We start from the raw sequence: 21,545 nt of genomic DNA on the forward strand, positions 1-21,545 counted from the left end.
GACGAAGCAGTCAAAACAGAATGAAAGCAATGCACTGAATTTTCTCACATACCCGACATCGACAATCAACGTCGGGACTTAATGCGGCGACAAAAAACAAAAACGAAGGCTGCACATTCAACGTCACAATATACCCCTTTCGAAAGGGGAGAAGGAATTGGCAGGATGGCTACAACGTTAGGCTTTACCCTAGAAGTAGAAGGTTTAGACAGCGAAGCTTTGGTGGTTCGAGGTTTCGATGGTCAAGAAGTATTATCAGACGATAAAGTTGGTGATTGTGACTACGGTTTTCGTTACTCGATTGATTTAGCGAGTCGTCAGTCGGACATTACGCCGGATCAGATCATTGATAAAACGGCAGAACTAAAGATCTATCGCAATAATGAATTGGTGAAGCGCGTTCATGGCATCGTTCGTCAATTTAGCCAAGGCGATATTGGTCATAATTACACTTACTACTCGCTGACGTTAGTGCCTGCGTTGGCGCGCCTATCGCTGCGTCAAAATAGCCGCATTTTTCAATTAAAGACCATTCCTGAAATCATCTCGGTGCTTTTGCAAGAGATGGGTATCAATGATTATGCCTTTTCGATCAAACGAACCTGTGCTCAACGCGAATTCTGCGTTCAATATCGTGAAACCGATTTAGCCTTCTTACAGCGCTTGGCGGCAGAAGAAGGCTTAGTCTATTCGGTGATTCATGAAGAGGGTAAACATACCGTTCTCTTTACCGACAGCACAGAAAGCTTACCAAAGCTTGGTGGTGCTATTGCTTACAATTCTCTTGCGGGGGGCGCTGTCGATACGCCTTATGTCTCGAACTTGCAGCTTAAAACCGAGATGGAAGTCAGCACCACCGCTTTGCAAGATTACTCGTTTAAACAGCCGACGTATCTGTTTGCTCAACAAGCGACAGGCACAGATATGGCTTACCAACAAAGCATTTACGAGCACTTTGATGCACCTGGGCGTTTTAAAGATGACACCTCTGGGGCGGCATTTAACCAAATTCGCCTTGATTACCTAAGACGCAATGCTAAAACCTTGGTGGGCAAAAGTAATCAACCGAAACTGCAAGCAGGTTACCAGTTTACTTTAGCTGAGCATCTGAACGAGACGCTCAATACGGACTATTTGGTGGTGAGCATTCGCCATCAAGGCACTCAACCGCAGGCGTTGGAAGAAGAAGCCGGTAGCGGTGCAACAACCTATTCAAACCAGTTTAAATTGGTTCCTTCAACAGTGAATTGGCGCGCGACACCGCAGCCAAAACCGCAAGTCGATGGCCCAATGATCGCCAAAGTGGTTGGCCCAGAAGGAGAAGAGATTTTCTGTGACGAATATGGACGAGTAAAGCTTCATTTCCCATGGGACCGATATTCCTCTGCTAACGATCAAAGCTCTTGTTGGGTGCGCGTGTCACAAGGTTGGGCGGGCAGCCAATACGGCATGGTCGCTTTGCCACGTATTGGTCACGAAGTGATTGTATCGTTTCTTAATGGCGATCCGGATCAACCGATTATTACCGGTCGTACCTATCACCAAACCAACACGGTGCCTTACACCCTGCCGGATAATAAGACCAAAACCATCATCCGTACCCAAACCCACCAAGGGGAAGGTTACAACGAGCTGAGTTTTGAAGACCAAGCCGACAGCGAGAAAATCTACCTGCACGCGCAGAAAGACTACCAAGCCTTGGTGCTCAACGATCACACTGAAGTGATTCATCACGACAAGCATCTTACCGTCGATAACGACACCTTTACCAAAGTAGGTAAAGACGATCACACCACGATAAAAGGCGAAAGCCGTCTTAATGTCACGAAAGACATCAGTGAAGAAGTGGGCGCGTTGGATCAGTACAAAGTCGGCTCGTTAACCGCAGTACAAGCGGGCAAAACGATTTCACTCAAAGCCGGTGCCAAAATTGTGGTAGAAGCGGGCTCGGAAATTACCCTCACTAATGGCAGTAACTTTGTCAAAGTTGATGGCAGCGGTGTTTCAATATCCGGTTCGGTCATCAATTTGAACGCCGGCGGGAGCGCGGGTAGTGCGGTGGCGTATAGCGGTAAAGCGGCAACCTTACCAGGCGTGGCTGAAGCGGCGCCAGTTAACCCTAATCCAATACTGACTCCAGCACAGGTCGCAACGATGAAATCGGCTGCGCCATTCTGTGAAGAGTGTGAAAAATGTAAGGATGGGTCATGCGCAGCGTAATAGAACAACATGCCGATTTGCATTGGTTTGTGGTGCTGAATGCGACCTGCGATGAAAATATCATGCAGGCGTTTTACGAGCATCAAGGCTCGGATGCGCAAGGTTTTTGGCTTGGTACTCAATATGAAGAGTGGCGTGAAGTAATGCCGCGTATTGCTGTCATCACCACCGACCATCCTTTTGTGGAATGGGCGCTAAGCGACGACGCTCCTCAAGATTGGGGCATGCTGGTGGCATCACCTTTCGCATTCAATGACGTGCGCGACCACCTGCAAAGTCTCACCCAAGTGTGGATGCCAAACGTTCAACATGTCTTCTTTCGTTTTTACGATCCTCGCTTTGGCATCAAAGTCGCCACTCTATGCGATGACACCGAACGCAAAAAACTGATGGGCCCCACCGCCATTTGGCTTGCGAAAGAGACTTATGTAGAAAACGGCGATCCTGCCGTGCTCAATAAAAAAGAGTTTCCATGGTGGAACGTGCCGGAGAGTGTGGTGGAAGGTTTATCTGAAGATCCATCGGTACTGATCACTAACTTACTTAATGGCTTAAGCGATTACAGTCAGGCTTTGTATGAAGCCTATCCAGAACCGGTATTACATAAAAAAGCGCAAAGGTTCGTTGCCCATTACAACGGTCCTGAAGGGCAATATTTAGCAACGTTTATTGAATCAATTAAAAAAGAACAACACTGGCTAGGGAATTTCTAATGAGTGAACAACAAGAATTTTATGCTTATATAGATCAACAGATTAAAGGAATTCCCGACCTGCTTCCTAAATACCGTGAGCTGACCAAAAAATGGTATGCCCAAATGGCAGATCAAGCCACGGAAACGATGGATTTGCCTTCTCTCTTCTCGATGGACAAGCAGCTACGTGTTGGCAATAAAACAACAACGGTGGGTAAAGACGATGATAATGCGTCAACTTCTGTAACGTGTCCATTGAGTGGTGAACTCAGTGTTACGACCGCCTATGAATCTATTTATACTGTGCCGATTGGTTCAGTACCCGTCACAATTAAAGCCGATGATGGTAGTTATGAGCGAAGTGAAAACTTAGATGAAAAAGGTCAATACACCTTTACTGGCTTAACACCAGGAAAAAAATACACAGTAGAGATTAACCATCAACCTAGTGCCAGTGAACTTGATGCTTTATTTGGTCATTATGATGCTTTAGGTAAGGATTTAACCACATGGCTTGATGGTAAATGGGTTGGTTTTAAACCTACTTGGGAAAAGGAATTTAGCCGTTCTGGTGCGGACGATGTGCTTTCTATTATCGGCAAGTTTGCAGATGGCATTTGGGATGGTTTAGTCGAGTTTTGGAAAGGGATCGGTGATATTTACGATCTTATTAAAGATCCTAAAAAGGCGCTGGAAGGGATGCAGGAAGGCGCTGCTGAAATTATCGCTTCGATAAAAAATGCTGCTCAAAGTGCCCCTGCAACGCTTGAAAAGTTGATGTTGTTTGCTTCTGATGAAGCGGCGATGTTTCTGTTTACCAATGCAATCATCACTTATCTTTCCATGGCACCCATGATGCCATTTTTCGAAGAGTTAGCGGAACTCGGCGGTAAAGCCGTCGTTAACTTGTTATTAGGATTATTAGGTGGCGTCATTGTCTCTTTTATAGCAACTCCTGCTTTAGGTGTCGCTTACGCTAGCTTTAAAATCGTTAAAAATATCTCTGTAACGGCGTGGAATGCGCTTAAGCCTTTCATCAAAATTTTTGATGATTTATTAACATTTGCTAAAAATCTAGTTGAAAAAGCTGGCGCTAAATTTAAGCGACTAGCGATAAATAAAGGCGGAACTCAAGAGTACCATAACGGCAATATTCACATTAAGGCAGATAATAGAATCAATTCCGAATTGGACGATACAAGGGCAACTAATGTCGTACATGATGAGAGTAGCGCTCCCAAGACGGAAAGCGAGAAACCCACTCAGAAAAAAGAAGAAACTAAATGCGATGAAGACCCAATTTCCATGTCGACAGGAGAAGAGTTGCTTTCCGTCGTAGATGGCGAGTTGATTGGGCTTTTGCCATTTTCATGGGAGCGTTTGTACCGTACCAGTGCTGTAGAGCATAACTTAGGGTTAGGCTTTGGCTGGACTCATCCTTTAGCGCATTCACTGCGTGTGGAAGGCGATGAATTAGTATGGAAAGACAGTGAAAGTAAGTTAACTCGTTTCCCTAAGCCAACGAAACAGCTCCCTGCTGTGACCAATATTGTCGCAGGCTCAGCCATCTTCCTCGACAGCGATGACCACATCGTTGTTATTGCTGATAGTAAACAGTATGTGTTTGAACTTGGTGGTGACACCGGGCGATTAATTACTATCCGCGATAAATATAACCATCAACTGCGCATTCGTTACGATAAACACCAGCGTCCAGTGGAAGTCGGTGGTGATACTAATGTTAAGTATGTTCTCACCTATACCGAAGCATCCCTTATTCAACAAGTTGATCTTTATGCTTGTCAGGCTAATACCACTGAGTGGCAATTAGCGCAAACACAAGTTCGTTACTCGTATAACGAACAGCAGCAATTGATTGCTGCGATGAACGCCAATGGTGAAGTAGAAAAATACACCTATGATGAGCTGCATGTTATTCAATCTCGAGAATTAGCGGGTGGCGCAATTTTCTATTGGGATTGGGAAGGCGTGGGTAAAGATGTACGAGCCATTCGCCAGTACAGTAACTTGGCCAACGTGGATACCAAGTATGAATGGGATGACGCCTCTAACACCGTTACCTTAACCAGTAGCAATGGTACTCAACAAGTTTATCAGCACGATAACAATGCGCGCTTAGTCAGAGAAGTGGATGCCTCTGGCGGTGAATATCTTAAAGAGTATGACGAAAAAGGTCGACTAACGGCTGAGATTGATGCATTAGGTAATAAAACGGAATTTACCTACAACAAGAAAGGCGAAATGATCGCCAAAACCGATCCGAACGGATTGGTAACTGAATTTAGCTACCATAAAAGTTTGTTGACTGAAGTCGTACAGGACAAAGCGAAGTGGCGTTATCGCTATGATGATTTTGGCAATATTACCGAACAGGTTAACCCGCTTGGACATACCACGCGTTATCGTTACAACGAACACGGCTTAATCGACAAAATCACTTACGCTGATGGCTGCGTTCATAAATTGGTGTGGAACCTGAATGGACACCTCATTGAGGAAGTGACGCCTCAAGGTGAAACCATTCGTTATCGCTACGATGTGATGGGACGTTTGCGCTATCGTCAGGATTCGATGGGCGTAAGTGAAATGCACTATGACCCTGTTGGGCGACTGCTTAAACACGTATTGCCGGGTGGCCATGTTCGGACCTACCAATACAACGCTTACAGTAAAGTCACTCAGCAGACCGATGAGCAAGGGCGTAAGACCGAGTTTGAATACGCTTGGCCAAACCACCAAGTGACCCGTCGAGTGAATCCGGATGGTTCATCAATTCGCTATGCATACAATAACCGCTTTAATTTCCTGAGCGAGATTGTCAATGAACGTGGCGAACATTATCACATAGAGTACGCGCCGACAGGACACGTAAGTCGAGAAGTCACTTTTGACGGTCGTGAGTTTCGTTATGAATACGATGCGCACACCCAGCTTATCGCCAAAATTGAAGTGGGTAGTGAAGGCACGGAACTCATCACTCAATATCAATATGATGCGCTCGGCAATGTTGTGCTTAAAACTTTGCCCGATGAAAGTGAAGTGCATTACAGCTACGACGACCATGGTCGATTAACACAAGTAGATGATGGCCAATGGCCTCTTGCTTACCGTTATAACTTACTCGGGCAGTTGGAAGCGGAGCATCAAGGGTGGGCAAGCCAAGGCTATCGCTACAATCCGATGGGGCAATTAAGTGCGATGTTGCTGCCTGATGGTCAGGTGGTGGAGTACCAATTTGCAAAAGGGCAAGTGCAGCAGGTTAACCTCAATGGCGAAAAGCTCACTACACACCATTACAAAGCCAACGGATTAGAGACCAGTCGCCAACAAGGGAGCTTAAACAGCCAATTTTTGTATGACGATATGGGGCGTTTGCTTGAGCATACATCGCATCAACAAGCACAGTTGAAACTGCGTCGTCGATACGAATATAGCCAAGCGGGTAACCTTACTAAGATAGAAGATGCCCAACGGGGTCAAACGGAGTATGAATATGATCCGCTTGACCGTTTAACGGCAGTTCGTGGGGTGATCAACGAAACGTTTATGCACGATCCGGCTGGTAACTTGCTGTTGGATCGTAAAGCCAACGTTGAAGGCAACAAATTACTGTTCCAAGGTGACAAACATTATCAATATGATGAGTTTGGGAATCTTGTTCGTGAAAGCCGTGGCCATGGTGGTAAGTTAGTAACGGATTATGAGTACGATGCTCAGCATCGACTGATTAAAGTCACAAAACCCGATAGCACAGTTGCAACCTATCAATACGATGCGTTTGGTCGCCGTATCGAAAAATCGGTCACGGATAAAATCGGTCAGAACAAGACGACTGAGTTTTTATGGCAAGGTAATAAACTGCTTGCTGAATCGTCACAAGAAGGCTATCAAACTTATCTCTACGAATATGGTTCTTTCCGCCCTCTTGCACTGATAACTGGGGAAGGAGCAGAACAAGCTCAAGCCTACTTCTACCATTTAGACCAAGTGGGAACGCCACTTGAGATCACTGACGTAGAAGGGTCGATCGCTTGGGCGGTGGATTACCAAGCCTACGGTAACGTGGCCCGTGAACGCGTGAGAGTAGTGAACAGCCCACTTCGTTTCCAAGGTCAGTATTTTGATGAAGAAACAGGGTTGCATTACAACCGCCACCGCTATTATAGTCCTGAAACAGGGCGTTTTATCACGGCAGACCCAATAGGTCTGGCGGGTGGTTTAAATAACTATCAGTACGTGAAAAACCCGACGGGTTGGGTGGATCCGCTGGGGCTACAGCAGATTCCTGGGGATTGTCCTCCGGGAGAAAGTAATACACCAGAAGCTATTAGAAAACGCGTTCTTGAAAACATTGCACAAAGCAAAGCTGCCAGAAATGCTTCGAATTTTGAGATTCATCTTGCGCAGTCAGACCAAATTCGTTGGGGTTACTTAGCTGATGAATGGAATCTCACTTCACTTAAAGCTGGTGATCAACTAGTCGGTGGATTACCTGGGCAGTCATCTTACTATACTACGTTTAGAACTTTGGATGCTTCCGGTGGAAGTAGAGAAGCTTTATTTAAGAGTTTGCAAGTAACTCCACATAAAGAGTTTGGCTTTAGACCTCAAGTAGGTATTTATGAAGTTCAAGAAGATTTGTCTAAAATACCATCAGGTATTGTGAAGGCAAATACTGAATTAGGCCCTGGAGGAGGCGATCAATTTTGGATTCGGGACTATGAAAAAGTACTTAAATTAGTGAAAGTGATTGATTTAGGAATGTAAAAAAATATGAATGTTAATATTAAGTGTGAACATATTACCGATGTTGTCAAAATAATTGAAAAATTTGGAAATGAGGTCACGGAAGTTAGTGAAGGCTGGTCAAGGATTAATCAGGTTGTTTATGTGAAAAATAAACTTTCAGAATCAGAAAGAGAACAGATCGAATTAGAACAGCTCAATTTACGTTACTGGGAGACAAAAAGAACCCCTCATAATGCTGCAGAGGAAGGTTATATATGTGATATTTGCCATGTTGGAATAACATTTCCTAAATGAAAAATAGCCGAACTGAGATTTAACTGAGATACACCGCGTTAAATATTTTCATTTCAATATTTTTAAGAGTTTAACAAGAACACCCACCGTTAAACGAGTGAAATAATGGGGTCAAGTCTTGCCTTTTGTCTAACTGGCTGTGTTGGACTTCATTTATCTTCTACACAATAGTCGATAAGAAAAGATGAGTCGCCCATTAAGGATTGAGTACGCAGGAGCTTTGTATCACGTTACGTTCAGAGGAAATACCCGTGCGCCGATTTATTTAGATGAGGCGTATTTTGGGCTTTTCTTGAGGCGTACGTAGCCTCAACCTGAGAACGGTTTAATTTGGTGATTCACAGCTTCTGCCTAATGACCAACCATTACCATCTTTTAGTCGAAACACCAAACGATAATCTGAGTAACATTGCAGCATTTCAAAGTGGTGGTTATACACAAAAGGAAATAGATGAATACTTTGGATTACATTATTTTCGTAACAGTTGAATAGTGGTAAAAAACAAGACTGACCCAATGTTCACACTCCGGAGGAGTAATGATTGATTTTGATAAATTATACCATGATGAAACATATGCTTTAAAAGTTCTGATTAACTTGATAGATAAATACTTCACTACTGATGAGGAAAAAATCAGGTTAATTAGAAATCTTGTTTCTTTAGTAGGGAACATTCCAGGTAGAAGAGTAGGGGCGATTTTTTACCAAAAAGGTTTATCTACAGAAGATCAAAATATAATTCAGGAGATTATTAACATATATAGCTAAAGAGGACGTTTAGAATTCTGTGTCAGCTATTTTGACTAAATCTCTAAGATGTCATATAAACGACCTTCAAAGTGGATCGCCAACTAAAACAATGTCGTATTCGCATTGTTCATCTCTTCTGTTTCTTTACTGACTGCTCGGTATTGTTAACCTCCCCCTACGAGTTAAATCTATTTAGCGTGTTTTTACCGTTCATGTTCTCGCCAATACAGCCCAGCTTTACCCACCACACTGTTAGTTACTTTACTGGCATACCAATCAATAAAACCCTTAAGGTGTGCTTTACTACCCATTTATCAATCAAACAACCACGGTGTACAGTAAACTGCGGTATTATTGGGAAAAATATTCCAACATAACAATCAGAAGGCTAGTTTATGGAAAGTATTCCTTATCTTTTATTGTCAAATATCGTGCCTGTTGTGGCGCTGATTTTTATCATTGTCATCCTTAAAAGCAGCATTAAGTTTGTACCACAAAACCAGGCTTGGATTGTGGAACGATTCGGTAAATACCAGTCGACAAAAATCGCTGGTCTCAACTTCATTATTCCTTTCATTGATCGCATCGCCGCCATTCGTAGCTTAAAAGAACAGGCGCAAGATGTTCCGTCGCAATCTGCCATCACCAAAGACAATATTTCTCTCGTCGTTGATGGTGTGCTGTATTTTCGTGTGCTCGATGCTTACAAAGCGACTTACGGTGTTGACGACTATACCTTTGCGGTGACGCAGTTGGCACAAACCACCATGCGTTCTGAGCTAGGTAAAATGGAGCTGGATAAAACCTTCGAAGAGCGTGATGTATTGAATACCAATATCGTTGCTGCGATTAACCAAGCTTCTGAGCCTTGGGGTATTCAGGTATTACGTTACGAAATTAAAGATATCGTGCCACCGCAATCGATCATGGATTCCATGGAAGCACAGATGAAGGCTGAGCGGGTTAAACGTGCTCAAATTCTTGAATCTGAAGGGGATCGACAAGCAGCCATTAACGTGGCGGAAGGTCAAAAACAAGCCCAAGTTCTTGCGGCAGAAGCGGATAAAGCAGAGCAAATTCTTAAAGCGGAAGGTGAAGCACAAGCCATTTTGGCGGTAGCTGAAGCGAAAGCCAAAGCACTGCATATTGTGGGTACCGCGGCAGATACGGAAGAGGGTCAAAAAGCCATTCAGTTAGAATTGGCGAGCAAAGCCATTGAAGCTAAACAAGCGATTGCCAAAGAGTCATCAGTCGTACTGCTGCCTGAAAATGGTTACGATGCAAGTTCTCTTGTCGCACAAGGAATGGCTATCATTAATAAACTGAGTACGAAAGGGTAAAGCGAATTATGCTTCTCGACTATCTTCCTCAAATATTGATCACTTGCGGTATTGTTGCACTGGCGGTGGAAGTGGCGGTATTGGGTTTTGCAACCTTTATCTTATTTTTCCTTGGGTTAGGGCTGCTACTCACAGGCTTGATGATGCAATTTAGTTGGCTCGCAGTCGATATCAATCATGCTATGTGGTCGGTTTCTATCATTACATTGGGTTCCGCATTGCTTCTGTGGAAGCCATTGCGTCGTATGCAAAACAAGCCTGACAACAATAAGATTGAATCGGATTTTGCTCAAGAGACCTTTCAATTAACTGGCGATGTCGATAGTGAATCTAACGATGTTTTGTATTCCTACTCAGGGATTAGTTGGAAAGTTCGTAGCCGCAGCCCATTAACAAAAGGGCAATGGGTCAAAGTGGTCGAGACAGCAGTCGGTGTTTTGTGGGTTGAACCCAAAGATCAATAAGCCGAAATCCTCTAAAAAGAGCGCTCTCACAGCGCTCTTTTTTCTTTGTGTGACTGACTTAGTTACTCACCAATCAGCTCTTCAACCGCAGCATAGGCTTCAGAGCCGTAGACGATAGAAGGGCCACCGCCCATTAATAACGCGATATCAATCGTTTCAACCAGTTCTTGCTTCGTCGCTCCGTGTTGAATTGCGCCTGCCACATGTGCGCCGATACAGCCATCACAGCGCACGGCAATCGCAATACCTAATGCAATCAGCTCTTTTTGCTTAACACTTAACGCGCCTTCTTTTAGTGCCGCTTGTTGAAGTTTTCTAAACCCGGCCATCACATCTGGGCTGGCTTTTTCATACGCTGCAGTGAGTTGTTTTTTATGGCGATTAAATTCTGTATAAGATTGTTCCATCTTGATTTACCTTCGCGGTGACTTTGCTAAAAACCTTAAAGTAAATGACTAAACAAATCTAGAACAAGTTAGATTGGCTCTCGCAACGTAAGGTAGCAAATTGAGCCAGTTGGATATTACGACTCCCTAAACGCGAGTGACTCAGCTGATGATCTTTTAGATTGGTATTCGAGTGGTTGACTTCTGCTTTGCAAGTGTAAAGCAGCAGTAGAACAGATGGCATTGATGTCATTACCTGAGTAATATGCTCGGGTACATTTTTGGAGATATCAATGAACACGCAAACTCTTCCCAACGTGTCTAAAACGACATTGATTGTTTTATACCTTATTATTTTCTTGGGTTCCGCAGGCTTCTTTATCACGATTCCAGCCTATGTGGGACTATTTCTTACCGATGACCATTCGATGGCAATTGCGCAAAATATGCCATTAGAGCAGCGTCGTGCCTTATTTGGTACGGTGATGTCGGCAGCGCCTTTTATTTCCATGTTTTTCACGCCTTTTATAGCGCGTTTTGCCGACCGTTTTAGCCGTAAACTCGTTATGAGTATCTGTTTGTTGATTGGCGCACTAGGCTTTGCTATCCCCGTCTACGCTATCGTGATTGGCTCAGTTGCTCTGCTATTTGCGGGCAATATGATCAACAGTATCGGTTCTTCTAGCCAGCCTATTGCTCAGGCAATTTTGGCAGATAACAGCCAGGGGAAAACCAAAGCGACGTTAATGAGTTGGGTAGCAGTAGTGATGACAGCGGCGATGTCATTTGGCCCCGCTTTAGGCAGTAAATTGTCGGCACTTTATGGCCCGCAAGCGCCTTTCTATGCTTGCCTTGTGATTGCACTTGTCTGTTTCGCGCTACTTAATATGGTTGCAGTACCAAAGCAGGTTATTACCACTCATGAAAACCCATTGTCGATGGCGGCGCCATTGTCTCGTAGCAAGCCGGGCATTATTCGTTGTTTACTCGTGGTTTTTCTATGCCAGTTTAGCTGGAGCCTCTATTTCCAAAACATCTCATTTATTTTCCCAGAGCGTTTTGATTTGACCGTCGCGAGCACCACTTACCAGTACTACATGATGGGGATTGGTATCATCATGATGGCATCGTTGTTGTTTGTACCAAGATTAGTGCTCTCTTATTTTCCGCTTATTCCTGCTCTAAAAGTGGTCTTGAGCGGAGCCGCATTAGGCATGATTCTGTTAGCTTATACACCCACTTTCACCACTCACGTTGTGGCGATGGTGTTCACCACCATTCTGGTAGCATTATCGTTCCCGCTTTATTTCACCGTGTTGTCAGACCGAGCAAGCGCTCAAGACCAAGGTTGGGTGATGGCACTGGCGAGCACCATGATTGGCCTTTCTTGGACGCTAACCGGGTATCTCACTGCCATTATGGTCAATGTGAACATTATTTTGCCGACGATTGTTGCTGCGGTTAGCTACATCATTACCGTTGTGATAGTTCCGCGTACGCAACAAACCAAATTAAAAGAGGTAACAGCATGAAGCATTCATTAGAAGAGACCTTAAAACGTCATACTTTTCATCCTGTGATTCCAGAGAAACTGCAGCATGGCACGCCATTGAATATCGACTTATCACCAAGCAGTGAACTTTGGCAACGCATCAATGCCGAGCATAGCTACGCCCAAGAAATTAAGCGTTTAGCCGCTGAAATCAATGCAACGGTTGAAGTAGGGCGCTATAACGAAGAGCGTATGATTTACCAAGATACGGATAACTTTAGTGGACGTGAGCAGTGCACGTTGCACATCGGTATTGATATGGGGATTCCTGCGGGTAATCCGGTATTTGCACCTCTTGCTGGTGAGGTGTTGGGATTTGCCGATCACGCAGCTGAAGGAGATTACGGCCCAACCGTCATTCTTCGTCATGAATTGGAAGGTCACGTATTTCACACCTTATATGGGCATTTAGCTCGCACCTCTTTAGCAACGCTTCAAGTTGGGCAAAAAATCGCTCAAGGTGAGCAGTTTGCAACGATTGGTGAATCAAGTGAAAACGGCGGTTGGCCCACTCACGTGCATTTTCAAATAGTGCGCGATATGGAAGGTCAAACCGATGATTACACTGGTGTGGTTGATCCTGCTAAAGCAGATTTCTACTTGGCTAACTGCCCCGATCCTAATTTGATTCTGAATTTGGCGATTTGATTGAGAGGTGAATACGATGGCAGTAGTCGTATTCACCTCCGTTTAAATTTCTAGTGCACAGATATAAATTTATTAGCAAGATGACTATATGGATAAGTATGATATTGATTTTTTGGCTGAGCAATTAAAACGGGAAATGACAACATTGGTTTTAAGTGTTCAAATTGAAAAAAAGTTGGACCAACATTGTTACCTTAGGCTGATAGACATACTCAAAAATATCACCGTTACTTTAAAAGATGTTGAGTGTGTTCCTAAGTCAATGTTATTGAATATTCATATCACAATAAATTCAATAATTAATGAACGTCCTTATCTTTCTGAAGATGAGGTTATTCTTTCGGAAACAGTTGTCTCAACATTTAATAAGTATTTTTATTATATATTGAAGAATGAAAAGTATGACGAAAGGGTTCCAGGAGTACCCAGAATCTTCTGACATGAGATGGTATATTGAAAAGTGATGGGGTAGCCCATCACCCACCAATTAATCTGAACTGCTACAACTACTGCAGCTACTACAACTGCTTATATCTGAGTTTGAACTGCAGTCGTTATATCGATCATTGTCACTGTATCTATCTCTATCATCACTGTAGCAAGAACTGTTACTATCGCTTGAACAGCTCGAATAGCCGCCTGTTGCAAATTCACTCACGCAGATCAAGGTGACACTGTTGTATTGGCTGTCATTGAAGTTGGACGAGGATTTGGAAAGACGTCGCGATTTTTTTCTTTTCGCATTATTTGAGCATTGCATATTATAGTACTGACCATCGGGTATCTTTAATAACTCATCAATGGCGAAGAGTAACGGCATCGATAAATGTTCAACTTGTGAGTATTCACTCTTAGAACTTAATCGCCATGCTGATCGCATCCCATTTCTTGCAGACTCTTGTTGTACTTGCACATTCTTCGATACTGCAGCTGTTGGGCTATGATGTAGAAAATAGCCAAAGGCTTTCTTACAAAATTGAGAATAATGTTGGGTATGCAGAATAAATTCATGCCAAGCGAGATCAACGACTTTGGAAGGCATTGCAATTTTCTGATTTTTTGTTCGTGCATTCATTAAAAAGTACTCTTTTAATGCACGCAACACTAAATGAATATTTTCCTCATTTAGATGAGGATATGTTTTCTTTATTTTATCTACTATGGATGAAGAGAATTGATACTCTTGAATGTATTTTTCTCGTCTATTTTTACTCCGTTCTGTCGGAGAAATAATAGCGACTATTATACTCGATATAAATAGAGCAATTAGGATAAATTCAACTGACATTTCGTAATAACCATTTAATAATTTTTGTGGCAGAAATATATCGAGTGATGGTCAGTTAGTAAATATCTCTTACGGCATAGGCGATTATCAAAAAACGTGAACCATTGGCCTGTGAGTAAGTTAATAGTCTAAAAATTAAATAAAAACATTAAGTTAATTCGATCGAAGTCTTCTTTAGTAACGAATGATGGCAAGAGATTGTTTGGTATTGTTTGGAGAAGTATCACGATTTTAGTATCTCAGTGAATTCACAATATAGCCATATCAGTACAGCTCAGTGAACCCATGCCACGGTTGTTTACCGTGGCTTGGATGTCTGAGATTTCACTTACGCCTTAATCACAAAACCAAGTTGCGTGGCGTGGTTTAGACGTTCTTCACGGCTACCTAAATCTTCAGTCCCATTGACCCACAACGTTGTACAACGTGTTCCGGTGCGGCAAAACGCCAAAACAGGGGGGGTAGCTGTGGCCAATGCTTGTGCGAACTCGACATAATCTTCAGCACAGATAGCGCCCGCAATGACGGGTTGCTCAATAAAGTCCATACCAAGTCGCTCTGCTAGCATTCCCAGCTCACCATTTAATGGTTGTTCTTCTGCTTCACCGTCAGGCCTGTTGCAGATAATGGTTTTAAACCCTAAATCGGCAATTTTCTTAAGATCCATCTTTTCGATCTGTGGACTAACAGAGAGGGTGCTAGTGAGGGTTTTGATATCGAGCATCGTGCTTACCTTTTGTATGAATTTGAACCTTATCGCTACAGTACAGCAGACGAAAATGCTTTGTAGTGATAAGACAATGTGACTCGAGTGAGTGTAACATGTTATCGAGTTAAGCCAAGTGAGTGTGCTGGTTGGCTCAGAGTCGCGAATCGGAATGTGTGAGGAGATAATAATGCGTTATTTGTGGTTAGCGGGGTTAGTTGCCCTTATGTCAGGATGTGTGGCTGCTCCGATGGAGTCTGACGGGGGCGTTCCTGAGTTATCTGGCGCATGTGACCGTATCGCTCAATATGACTTTGCGTTTCCACGTTTTGATGAGACAGCCCAACAGCTAGCGCATGCGACAGGCTGCTTTATTGAAACGGATTTATCACAGACAGCAGCGATAGGGGTTAATCCGGTCAAAGGACAAATGTCGATTCGCCAAGCACTTGCTGTAGCGATAAAAGACACACCATTAAAGATCGTGAAGCAAGAGCCCAACTTGATTTCAGTCTCCGTGTCAGGAGAGCCAAAAAAATGAGAACTTGTACCCATTTTGTTGTCGCACCACTACGAGCTAACTCTATGATCAAGTAGTCTATTTAGTGGCTAGAAAAACATTCAGATAGCACTAAGTCGCAACATCTCTTATACCGTTTAACTTTTGCTCGTCATGATAAGTCTTGGGTTTAGACATCGTCTATTTATCACCGTGAGATGTTCGAATGACATTTGCATTGTCGATGAGATAAGTCTTAAATAACTATCTGATTTTAAATAATTAAATTTTATTAGGAAGTGATAATAACCGATACGATAATCGGTCACTTTCCACAAATGAACGGATTCTTACCAAGAATAAAAGAGTATGAACCGTATAACGATTGAAAGATAAATAACGTCCAGTTGGTAAATATGAAATCACAGGCTTTTTTAAGTCTCTTATTATTATTTTCCACAGCTTTACTTCGTCGATGTAGTGATATGAAGTTTATGCAGCTTCATTCAAGACAAAAGAGAGTGGTGGTAAAACCAATACCTACCTCGACCAGAGATGTCCGGCTGGGCGTTCATGATTATTCTATTTTTCTCAAATGGGTTAGCGATACGCTAGCTTGGGTTATGACACTTAACCTCCTTCCTGCTGTTTTTCTAAGCCAATCTGCACATCCATTATTGCGTCATGTTTTATTCCCTTGTCCAACTCTTATCTGGCGTCGCCGATACCTAGGAGAAGCTTATGAATGAAATGGCATCAGCTTCGATGACCTTTAGCTGTGATTTTATCCAAGCACCTGAGCTTATTTTGTCGCAGGCAGCCCTTGATTTGGCAGAGACATTCGATCCCCTCGATGTTGTAGCGATGAAAGATTTTGGCATCGCAGTGGTGAATGAAATGGTGGAACTAGCCCCGCAATTATCTGCCCATCAGCAGCGCGTTGAGTTGGGTGAGACGGTGAATCTATTACAAGCCATGGTCGATGTGGTGGAGTCTCCCGCACTTGAGCAACTTTTCCAGCCCTCTTTCCTATCGAAATTGCCTTTAATTGGTGAACGATATGATCCCGTGAAGACGTTCTGTTGCTACGTAGATTCCCAAAAAGTCCAGTTCGATCGACTGATACTAGAGCTTCAAGGTCAAATGGTGAAACTCGGCCAACAACTGAGCCAATTCGAGCAGTTAACTCACTACTGTGCCAATCTACTTCAGCAGTTGGAAATGCATATCGAAGCGGGTCAGTTTCGATTGGCTCAGCTTAACCATACCGTGTTACCTCAGCTTCAAGAGCAAGCACAAAAGAGCGGCCATATTATCGATGCGCAGCAATATCAGGAAGCGACTCAGGCGGTGATGAAACTCGATGAACGAGTGGATCAACTTATGATGGCACGATTCGCTGCGCTCAATCTCGCACCACAAATTCGTTTTACACAACAAGGGAACCAGATACTACTTGCAGGTATCGAAGATATTATGTGTGACACATTAAGGTCTTGGCAGCAGGAGCTGGTTGATGCTGCAGAACAAAAGGAGCAAGCCCCTGAGTTAGCCGTGGTGCAAAAGAGAGTGAATGCCATGCACCAAACGCTAAGCAACATGCTTACGCATGCCAAGACCAATAAAGCGAAGAGTGAACAAGCTCAACTGAATATTCGACATCTATTTGATGAGCTTAATCAGACGTTATCACAAACGCTGGCTGAGTGTGATTCACTGTAAATCGACCCAATTCATTATCTAATTTAGGAAGACAACGTGGCTACGTTAACTAATATTCTAATTATAATCATGAGCTTATTTATGCTGGTTTTCACCGCAGCAGGTTTTTTTCTCTCGGGAATGGCGGGGAGTTTCGGGTTTGATTCGACGGTCGGTTCGCTCATGACCATTATTCCCATCCTCTGTTTGATCATGGCGATATTGGGCATTTGGTCGGTCGTGAAAGATCATCGAGCAGGAAAATTGGCTTATGGTGTGCTGCTTCTGCCCGGATGGCCTGCGGGGACGATCATCGGTGTGGTCGTGCTTGGGCTGCTGTTTGCTACACAATCGAAAGTCCCACCGTCACTGAGCCATAGCTCCACCTCCGAGTCTCATTAGAGCATTTCTATCTCGGCAATAACCATTCAAGGTCATCACTCAGCGATGGCCTTTTTTGATCCTCTGGTTATTGTTTCTCCACTAAACACATTTTTTAATGTCATTTTTCCTGCGCCTAGTTGTTCATATTGCTATCGAACAACTCCTTTGCTTATATTTGGAATAAAGCACTGTATTTCATAATTTTTTAACCGAAATTGCTGTAGATCAACGCGTAATTTTTCCTTTCTTTATGCATCGTATTCCTTATCTAAAAATGATTCACAACAATTATTTGTTCCTTTGAACATGTCAATATTGACATGATTTCAAACTTAGATAGCGATTAGATTCGCAATAATGGTGAACATGATGAAAGAAAAAAACCTCTTCATTTCAGTAACAAGGAGGCTTTAACGATGGATACATCAACAAAACGCTGGTCTATTTTGGTTGCGTGCTGCTTTATCAACTTATGCGTAGGCTCTATGTATGCGTGGAGTGTTTTCTCAGCACCGATGGCCGACTACTTAAATCAACTGCATGGCAGTCATCTTACGGGGGCTGATCTGGCGATTGTGTTTATCGTGTGTAACTCGGTAGGTCCAATTACGATGATCACTGGCGGCAAAATCAACGATACATTTGGCCCTAAAACGGTGATTTTCATTGGCGGTCTGATGTTTGGCGGCGGTATGTTCCTGTGTGGCATGGCCACTGAAGTAAAACATCTCGTTTGGGCCTATGGCTTACTAACTGGACTAGGTTTAGGCATGGTGTATGGTGCCACCATCAGCACCTGCATTAAATATTTCCCAGACAAACGTGGTTTAGTTGGCGGTTTAACGACCGCGATCTTTGGGATTAGCTCTGTGATTTTGCCTCCCATCGCCTCATTGATTACAGAAAATATGGGCGTTATCGCATCATTCAAAATCATCGGTGCAGCGTTCATCATCATTGTTTGCGGCAGTGCATTCTTTATCAGTAAATGCCCAGATAACTATAAGCCAGCCGGGTGGAATCTAGACGCTAACAAAGCCAAAGGTTCGAAAACGGTCGATAAAAACTGGCGCCAAATGTTGGCTAGCCCAATGTTCTACGTCTTGATTGTGATGCTAACCAGTGGCGCTGTCGCTGGGATGATGTGTATTGCTCTTGCCGCGCCAATGGCTCAACGCATGATTGGTATGTCGACTGCAGCCGCGACGGCCGTGGTGTCTACTTTGGCACTGTTCAACGTATGTGGACGTGTGATTGCGGGTTGGCTCTCTGACCGTATCGGGCGTAATAACACCTTAGCTCTTGCCTTACTCTTTACCATGTTTGGCTTGTATTCCCTTTATATCTCTGGACAAGGTGATATCACTAGTTTTTACATTGGTATTTGCCTAGTGGGTGGCTGTTTTGGGGCATTTATGGGCGTATTCCCTGGCTTCACTACTGACCAATTTGGCACCCGCCACAACAGTGTGAACTTCGGCATTATGTTTATCGGTTTTGCGATTGCAGGCTATACCGGTCCAACCATCATGCATTCCATTTTGACCAGCACTGGGAGTTTTAAAACTTCATTCCTTGTTGGTATCGCCTTTAGTTTCGTCGGTTTAGTGCTCTCCTTTGTTTATCGTGCCCTGAATAACCGCGCTCAATTACAACTGAATTATAAAACTCAATAACGCATCCGGAGCAATGTCATGCAAAGAAAGTTTCCTCATTTAAGTAAGCCGATTCGAATTGGTAACGTCTATTTCCGCAACCGCATGTTCGGTGCGCCTATGGGCGGTACCGACATTACTGCAGATTGTACGATTGGCCCCAAAACCACGGCATTTTATGAATACCGTGCCAAAGGTGGTGTCGCAAGTGTGACGGTCAGTGAGCTGGTGGTTCACCCAGAAACTGAAGGCTCGCATATGTATCATCTTGATCTGCAAACACCCGGATCGCTAGCCAGCTTTACTTACACTGCCGATGCGATACGTCGTCACGGCGCCATTGCGAGCGTGGAACTGTCGCACTCTGGTCAATATGCGGGAACTTACCTTGTTGATAAAGAGAAGAAAGCGGGTCTATGTCAGTGGGGGCCAAGTGCGACCGTACGTCCTGATGGTCGTGAAGTCCGCGGGCTAACACAAGAGCTTATCGACGATATCGTCAAAGCTTATGGTGAAAAAGCATTGCTGGCGAAAAAAGCTGGCTTTGAAATGATCATGGTGCATGGCGGCCACGGTTGGTTAATTAACCAATTTTTGTCGCCATATTTTAATAAACGTACCGACCAATATGGCGGCAGCTTAGAAAACCGTGTTCGTTTTGCTCAAGAAGTGTTAGACAGCGTGCGCAAAGCGGTTGGCCCAGGTTTCCCTATCGAGTTTCGTATGAGTGGTTCAGAGCTGTTCGACGGTGGCTATGATTTGGAAGAGGGAATTAAAATTGCGCAACTGATAGAAAGTCGTGTCGATTTAATCCACGTCTCTGCTGGGACTTACCAACGCGGCTTTGGCGTGACGCACCCATCAATGTTTTTGCCTCATGGCAGTAACGTCTATCTGGCTGAAGCGATCAAAAAGAACGTCAGTGTGCCAGTGGCAACTATTGGTGGCTTAAATGATCCTCAGCATATGGAAGAGATCATCGCCTCTGGCAAAGCCGATATTGTGGAAATGGCTCGGGCACTGCTTGCCGACCCTGAGTTACCAAAGAAAGTGATTACCAACCAAGATGATCGCATCGTGCGTTGTTTGCGCTGCTTCACTTGTATGGCTGAACGTGCTGAAACCTCGACGCGTCGCTGTACGGTCAACCCATTCATCGGTCGTGAACTGGATGGAATGGAAATTGTGCCTGCTGCCGATAAGAAAAAAGTGTTGGTGGTTGGGGCTGGCCCTGGTGGACTTCGCGCCGCATTAACCGCTGCTAAACGTGGTCACGAAGTGATTTGTTGTGATCAAAACGCTGAAGTAGGCGGGATCTTAATTGGTGAACAAGCCATTCCATTTAAGTATGAGATGTACCAATTGGGTGGTTCTCTTGGTCGTTTATGCCAAGATGCGGGCGTCGAGTTTCGTTTGAACACCAAAGTGGATAAAGCGTACGCGGATGCGGTGAATGCGGATCACATCATTATTGCTGTAGGTTCTGAGCCTTTCGTTCCGGCAATTAAAGGAATTGATGCGGCGAACGTGGTCACCATCAATGATTATCACAGCAAACCAGACGTTATTACGGATGATGTTGTGGTGCTCGGCGGTGGATTGGCTGGGTGTGAAGCGGCGATTCACTTTGCACGCGAAAACAAACGCGTGCGCTTAGTTGAAATGAACGATGCACTGTCACCCGATGCCAACATTCGTCATCGCCCCATCTTGCTGGCAGAAATCGAGAATATGGGCATTGAAGTACTCAAAAACCATAGAGCTTTAGAAGTGTTGCCTCATGGGGTGTTATGTACCACTGACCAAGGTGAGCAAGTATTAGTCGAAGGAACCAGCGTTTTGTGTGCGGTTGGACAGCGATCGCGTCGTAAGGCTGTTGATGAACTGTGGGATTGTGCACCTATGGTGGCGCAAGTGGGAGATTGCGTGAAAGTCTCTAGCATTACCACCGCTATCTATCAGGGGCATCATGCGGCGTTAGATATCTAGCCTCCCAGCGTCATAGACATCGAAAGTAATACTCAAGGCAGTCCATGTGGCTGCCTTGTTATTGTGCGCTGACCGTTTTTAGTTAACCACTCTAAGCGAATGTAGGTCATTGTATTAACTCAACACGCCATTAATCACCTAGATATTGATCACACTTATTGGCAATTCCCTTACTTTGAGTAGTAGAATGGCCAGCCCAAAATC

At 44.0% G+C, this 21,545-nt stretch carries 19 protein-coding genes; 15 read left to right on the forward strand and 4 right to left on the reverse strand.

Translation table 11 applies throughout. The annotated features are described in order from the left end of the window. Window positions 1-165 precede the first annotated feature (165 nt). From OCV11_RS17240 to OCV11_RS17270, 7 genes are all read left to right on the forward strand, one after another. Window positions 166-2,220: a type VI secretion system Vgr family protein gene (locus tag OCV11_RS17240; RefSeq protein ID WP_261897261.1), complete on the forward strand. Its 2,055-nt coding sequence runs from the start codon at window positions 166-168 to the stop codon at window positions 2,218-2,220. Further along, on the forward strand, window positions 2,208-2,933 hold the full coding sequence (locus OCV11_RS17245) for a DUF4123 domain-containing protein (RefSeq protein ID WP_261897262.1): 726 nt from the start codon (window positions 2,208-2,210) through the stop codon (window positions 2,931-2,933). The genes OCV11_RS17240 and OCV11_RS17245 overlap by 13 nt, the downstream gene beginning before the upstream one ends. Beyond that, a complete protein-coding gene (locus OCV11_RS17250) occupies window positions 2,933-7,702 on the forward strand; it encodes an RHS repeat-associated core domain-containing protein (protein WP_261897263.1) in 4,770 nt (1,589 codons plus the stop codon). The genes OCV11_RS17245 and OCV11_RS17250 overlap by 1 nt, the downstream gene beginning before the upstream one ends. Before the next feature lie 6 nt (window positions 7,703-7,708). Next, window positions 7,709-7,978, forward strand: a complete 270-nt coding sequence (locus OCV11_RS17255; RefSeq protein WP_261897264.1) for a hypothetical protein — start codon at window positions 7,709-7,711, stop codon at window positions 7,976-7,978. A gap of 538 nt (window positions 7,979-8,516) precedes the next feature. Next, window positions 8,517-8,747 (forward strand): hypothetical protein, encoded by a 231-nt coding sequence (locus OCV11_RS17260; protein WP_261897265.1) that lies wholly within the window; start codon window positions 8,517-8,519, stop codon window positions 8,745-8,747. 377 nt (window positions 8,748-9,124) lie between these two features. After that, the gene (locus OCV11_RS17265) at window positions 9,125-10,069 is read left to right on the forward strand and encodes an SPFH domain-containing protein (protein WP_261897266.1); all 945 of its coding nucleotides are present in this window, start codon (window positions 9,125-9,127) and stop codon (window positions 10,067-10,069) included. 8 nt (window positions 10,070-10,077) lie between these two features. Further along, window positions 10,078-10,533: an NfeD family protein gene (locus OCV11_RS17270; RefSeq protein ID WP_261897267.1), complete on the forward strand. Its 456-nt coding sequence runs from the start codon at window positions 10,078-10,080 to the stop codon at window positions 10,531-10,533. A gap of 62 nt (window positions 10,534-10,595) precedes the next feature. Here the strand turns inward: OCV11_RS17270 and OCV11_RS17275 are convergent, their stop codons facing one another. Together OCV11_RS17275 and OCV11_RS17280 are read right to left on the reverse strand one after the other, a co-directional pair. After that, window positions 10,596-10,940, reverse strand: coding sequence for a carboxymuconolactone decarboxylase family protein (locus tag OCV11_RS17275; RefSeq protein WP_261897268.1), 345 nt, complete (start codon window positions 10,938-10,940; stop codon window positions 10,596-10,598). A 58-nt stretch (window positions 10,941-10,998) separates the two neighbouring features. Beyond that, window positions 10,999-11,220 (reverse strand): hypothetical protein, encoded by a 222-nt coding sequence (locus OCV11_RS17280; protein WP_261897269.1) that lies wholly within the window; start codon window positions 11,218-11,220, stop codon window positions 10,999-11,001. Between OCV11_RS17280 and OCV11_RS17285 the strand changes: the two genes are divergently transcribed. From OCV11_RS17285 to OCV11_RS17295, 3 genes are all read left to right on the forward strand, one after another. Further along, window positions 11,213-12,451: an MFS transporter gene (locus OCV11_RS17285; RefSeq protein WP_261897270.1), complete on the forward strand. Its 1,239-nt coding sequence runs from the start codon at window positions 11,213-11,215 to the stop codon at window positions 12,449-12,451. The two genes, OCV11_RS17280 and OCV11_RS17285, sit on opposite strands and share 8 nt — an antisense overlap. Beyond that, a complete protein-coding gene (locus OCV11_RS17290) occupies window positions 12,448-13,119 on the forward strand; it encodes a peptidoglycan DD-metalloendopeptidase family protein (RefSeq protein WP_261897271.1) in 672 nt (223 codons plus the stop codon). The genes OCV11_RS17285 and OCV11_RS17290 overlap by 4 nt, the downstream gene beginning before the upstream one ends. 88 nt (window positions 13,120-13,207) lie before the next feature. Next, entirely contained in the window at window positions 13,208-13,558 is a 351-nt protein-coding gene (locus OCV11_RS17295; protein ID WP_261897272.1) for a hypothetical protein, read from the forward strand. A gap of 48 nt (window positions 13,559-13,606) precedes the next feature. Here OCV11_RS17295 and OCV11_RS17300 read toward each other — a convergent pair whose 3' ends face one another. Together OCV11_RS17300 and OCV11_RS17305 are read right to left on the reverse strand one after the other, a co-directional pair. Then, window positions 13,607-14,407: a glycine-rich domain-containing protein gene (locus tag OCV11_RS17300; RefSeq protein WP_261897273.1), complete on the reverse strand. Its 801-nt coding sequence runs from the start codon at window positions 14,405-14,407 to the stop codon at window positions 13,607-13,609. 328 nt (window positions 14,408-14,735) lie between these two features. Then, on the reverse strand, window positions 14,736-15,131 hold the full coding sequence (locus OCV11_RS17305; protein WP_261897274.1) for a TIGR01244 family sulfur transferase: 396 nt from the start codon (window positions 15,129-15,131) through the stop codon (window positions 14,736-14,738). 172 nt (window positions 15,132-15,303) lie between these two features. Between OCV11_RS17305 and OCV11_RS17310 the strand changes: the two genes are divergently transcribed. From OCV11_RS17310 to OCV11_RS17330, 5 genes are all read left to right on the forward strand, one after another. Beyond that, window positions 15,304-15,654 carry a hypothetical protein gene (locus OCV11_RS17310; protein WP_261897275.1) on the forward strand — a complete coding sequence of 117 codons (351 nt, stop codon included), beginning with the start codon at window positions 15,304-15,306 and terminating at the stop codon, window positions 15,652-15,654. Window positions 15,655-16,353: 699 nt separating this feature from the next. Continuing rightward, a complete protein-coding gene (locus OCV11_RS17315; protein ID WP_261897276.1) occupies window positions 16,354-17,334 on the forward strand; it encodes a toxic anion resistance protein in 981 nt (326 codons plus the stop codon). Between the two features lie 162 nt (window positions 17,335-17,496). Next, complete coding sequence (locus OCV11_RS17320) at window positions 17,497-17,715, forward strand: hypothetical protein (RefSeq protein ID WP_261897277.1); 219 nt, start codon at window positions 17,497-17,499, stop codon at window positions 17,713-17,715. A 398-nt stretch (window positions 17,716-18,113) separates the two neighbouring features. Further along, window positions 18,114-19,373 carry an L-lactate MFS transporter gene (locus OCV11_RS17325; RefSeq protein WP_261897278.1) on the forward strand — a complete coding sequence of 420 codons (1,260 nt, stop codon included), beginning with the start codon at window positions 18,114-18,116 and terminating at the stop codon, window positions 19,371-19,373. An 18-nt stretch (window positions 19,374-19,391) separates the two neighbouring features. After that, window positions 19,392-21,341: an NAD(P)/FAD-dependent oxidoreductase gene (locus OCV11_RS17330; RefSeq protein ID WP_261897279.1), complete on the forward strand. Its 1,950-nt coding sequence runs from the start codon at window positions 19,392-19,394 to the stop codon at window positions 21,339-21,341. The last annotated feature ends 204 nt before the right edge of the window (window positions 21,342-21,545 follow it).

The sequence above is a fragment of the Vibrio porteresiae DSM 19223 genome (genome assembly GCF_024347055.1).
Lineage (GTDB): Bacteria > Pseudomonadota > Gammaproteobacteria > Enterobacterales > Vibrionaceae > Vibrio > Vibrio porteresiae.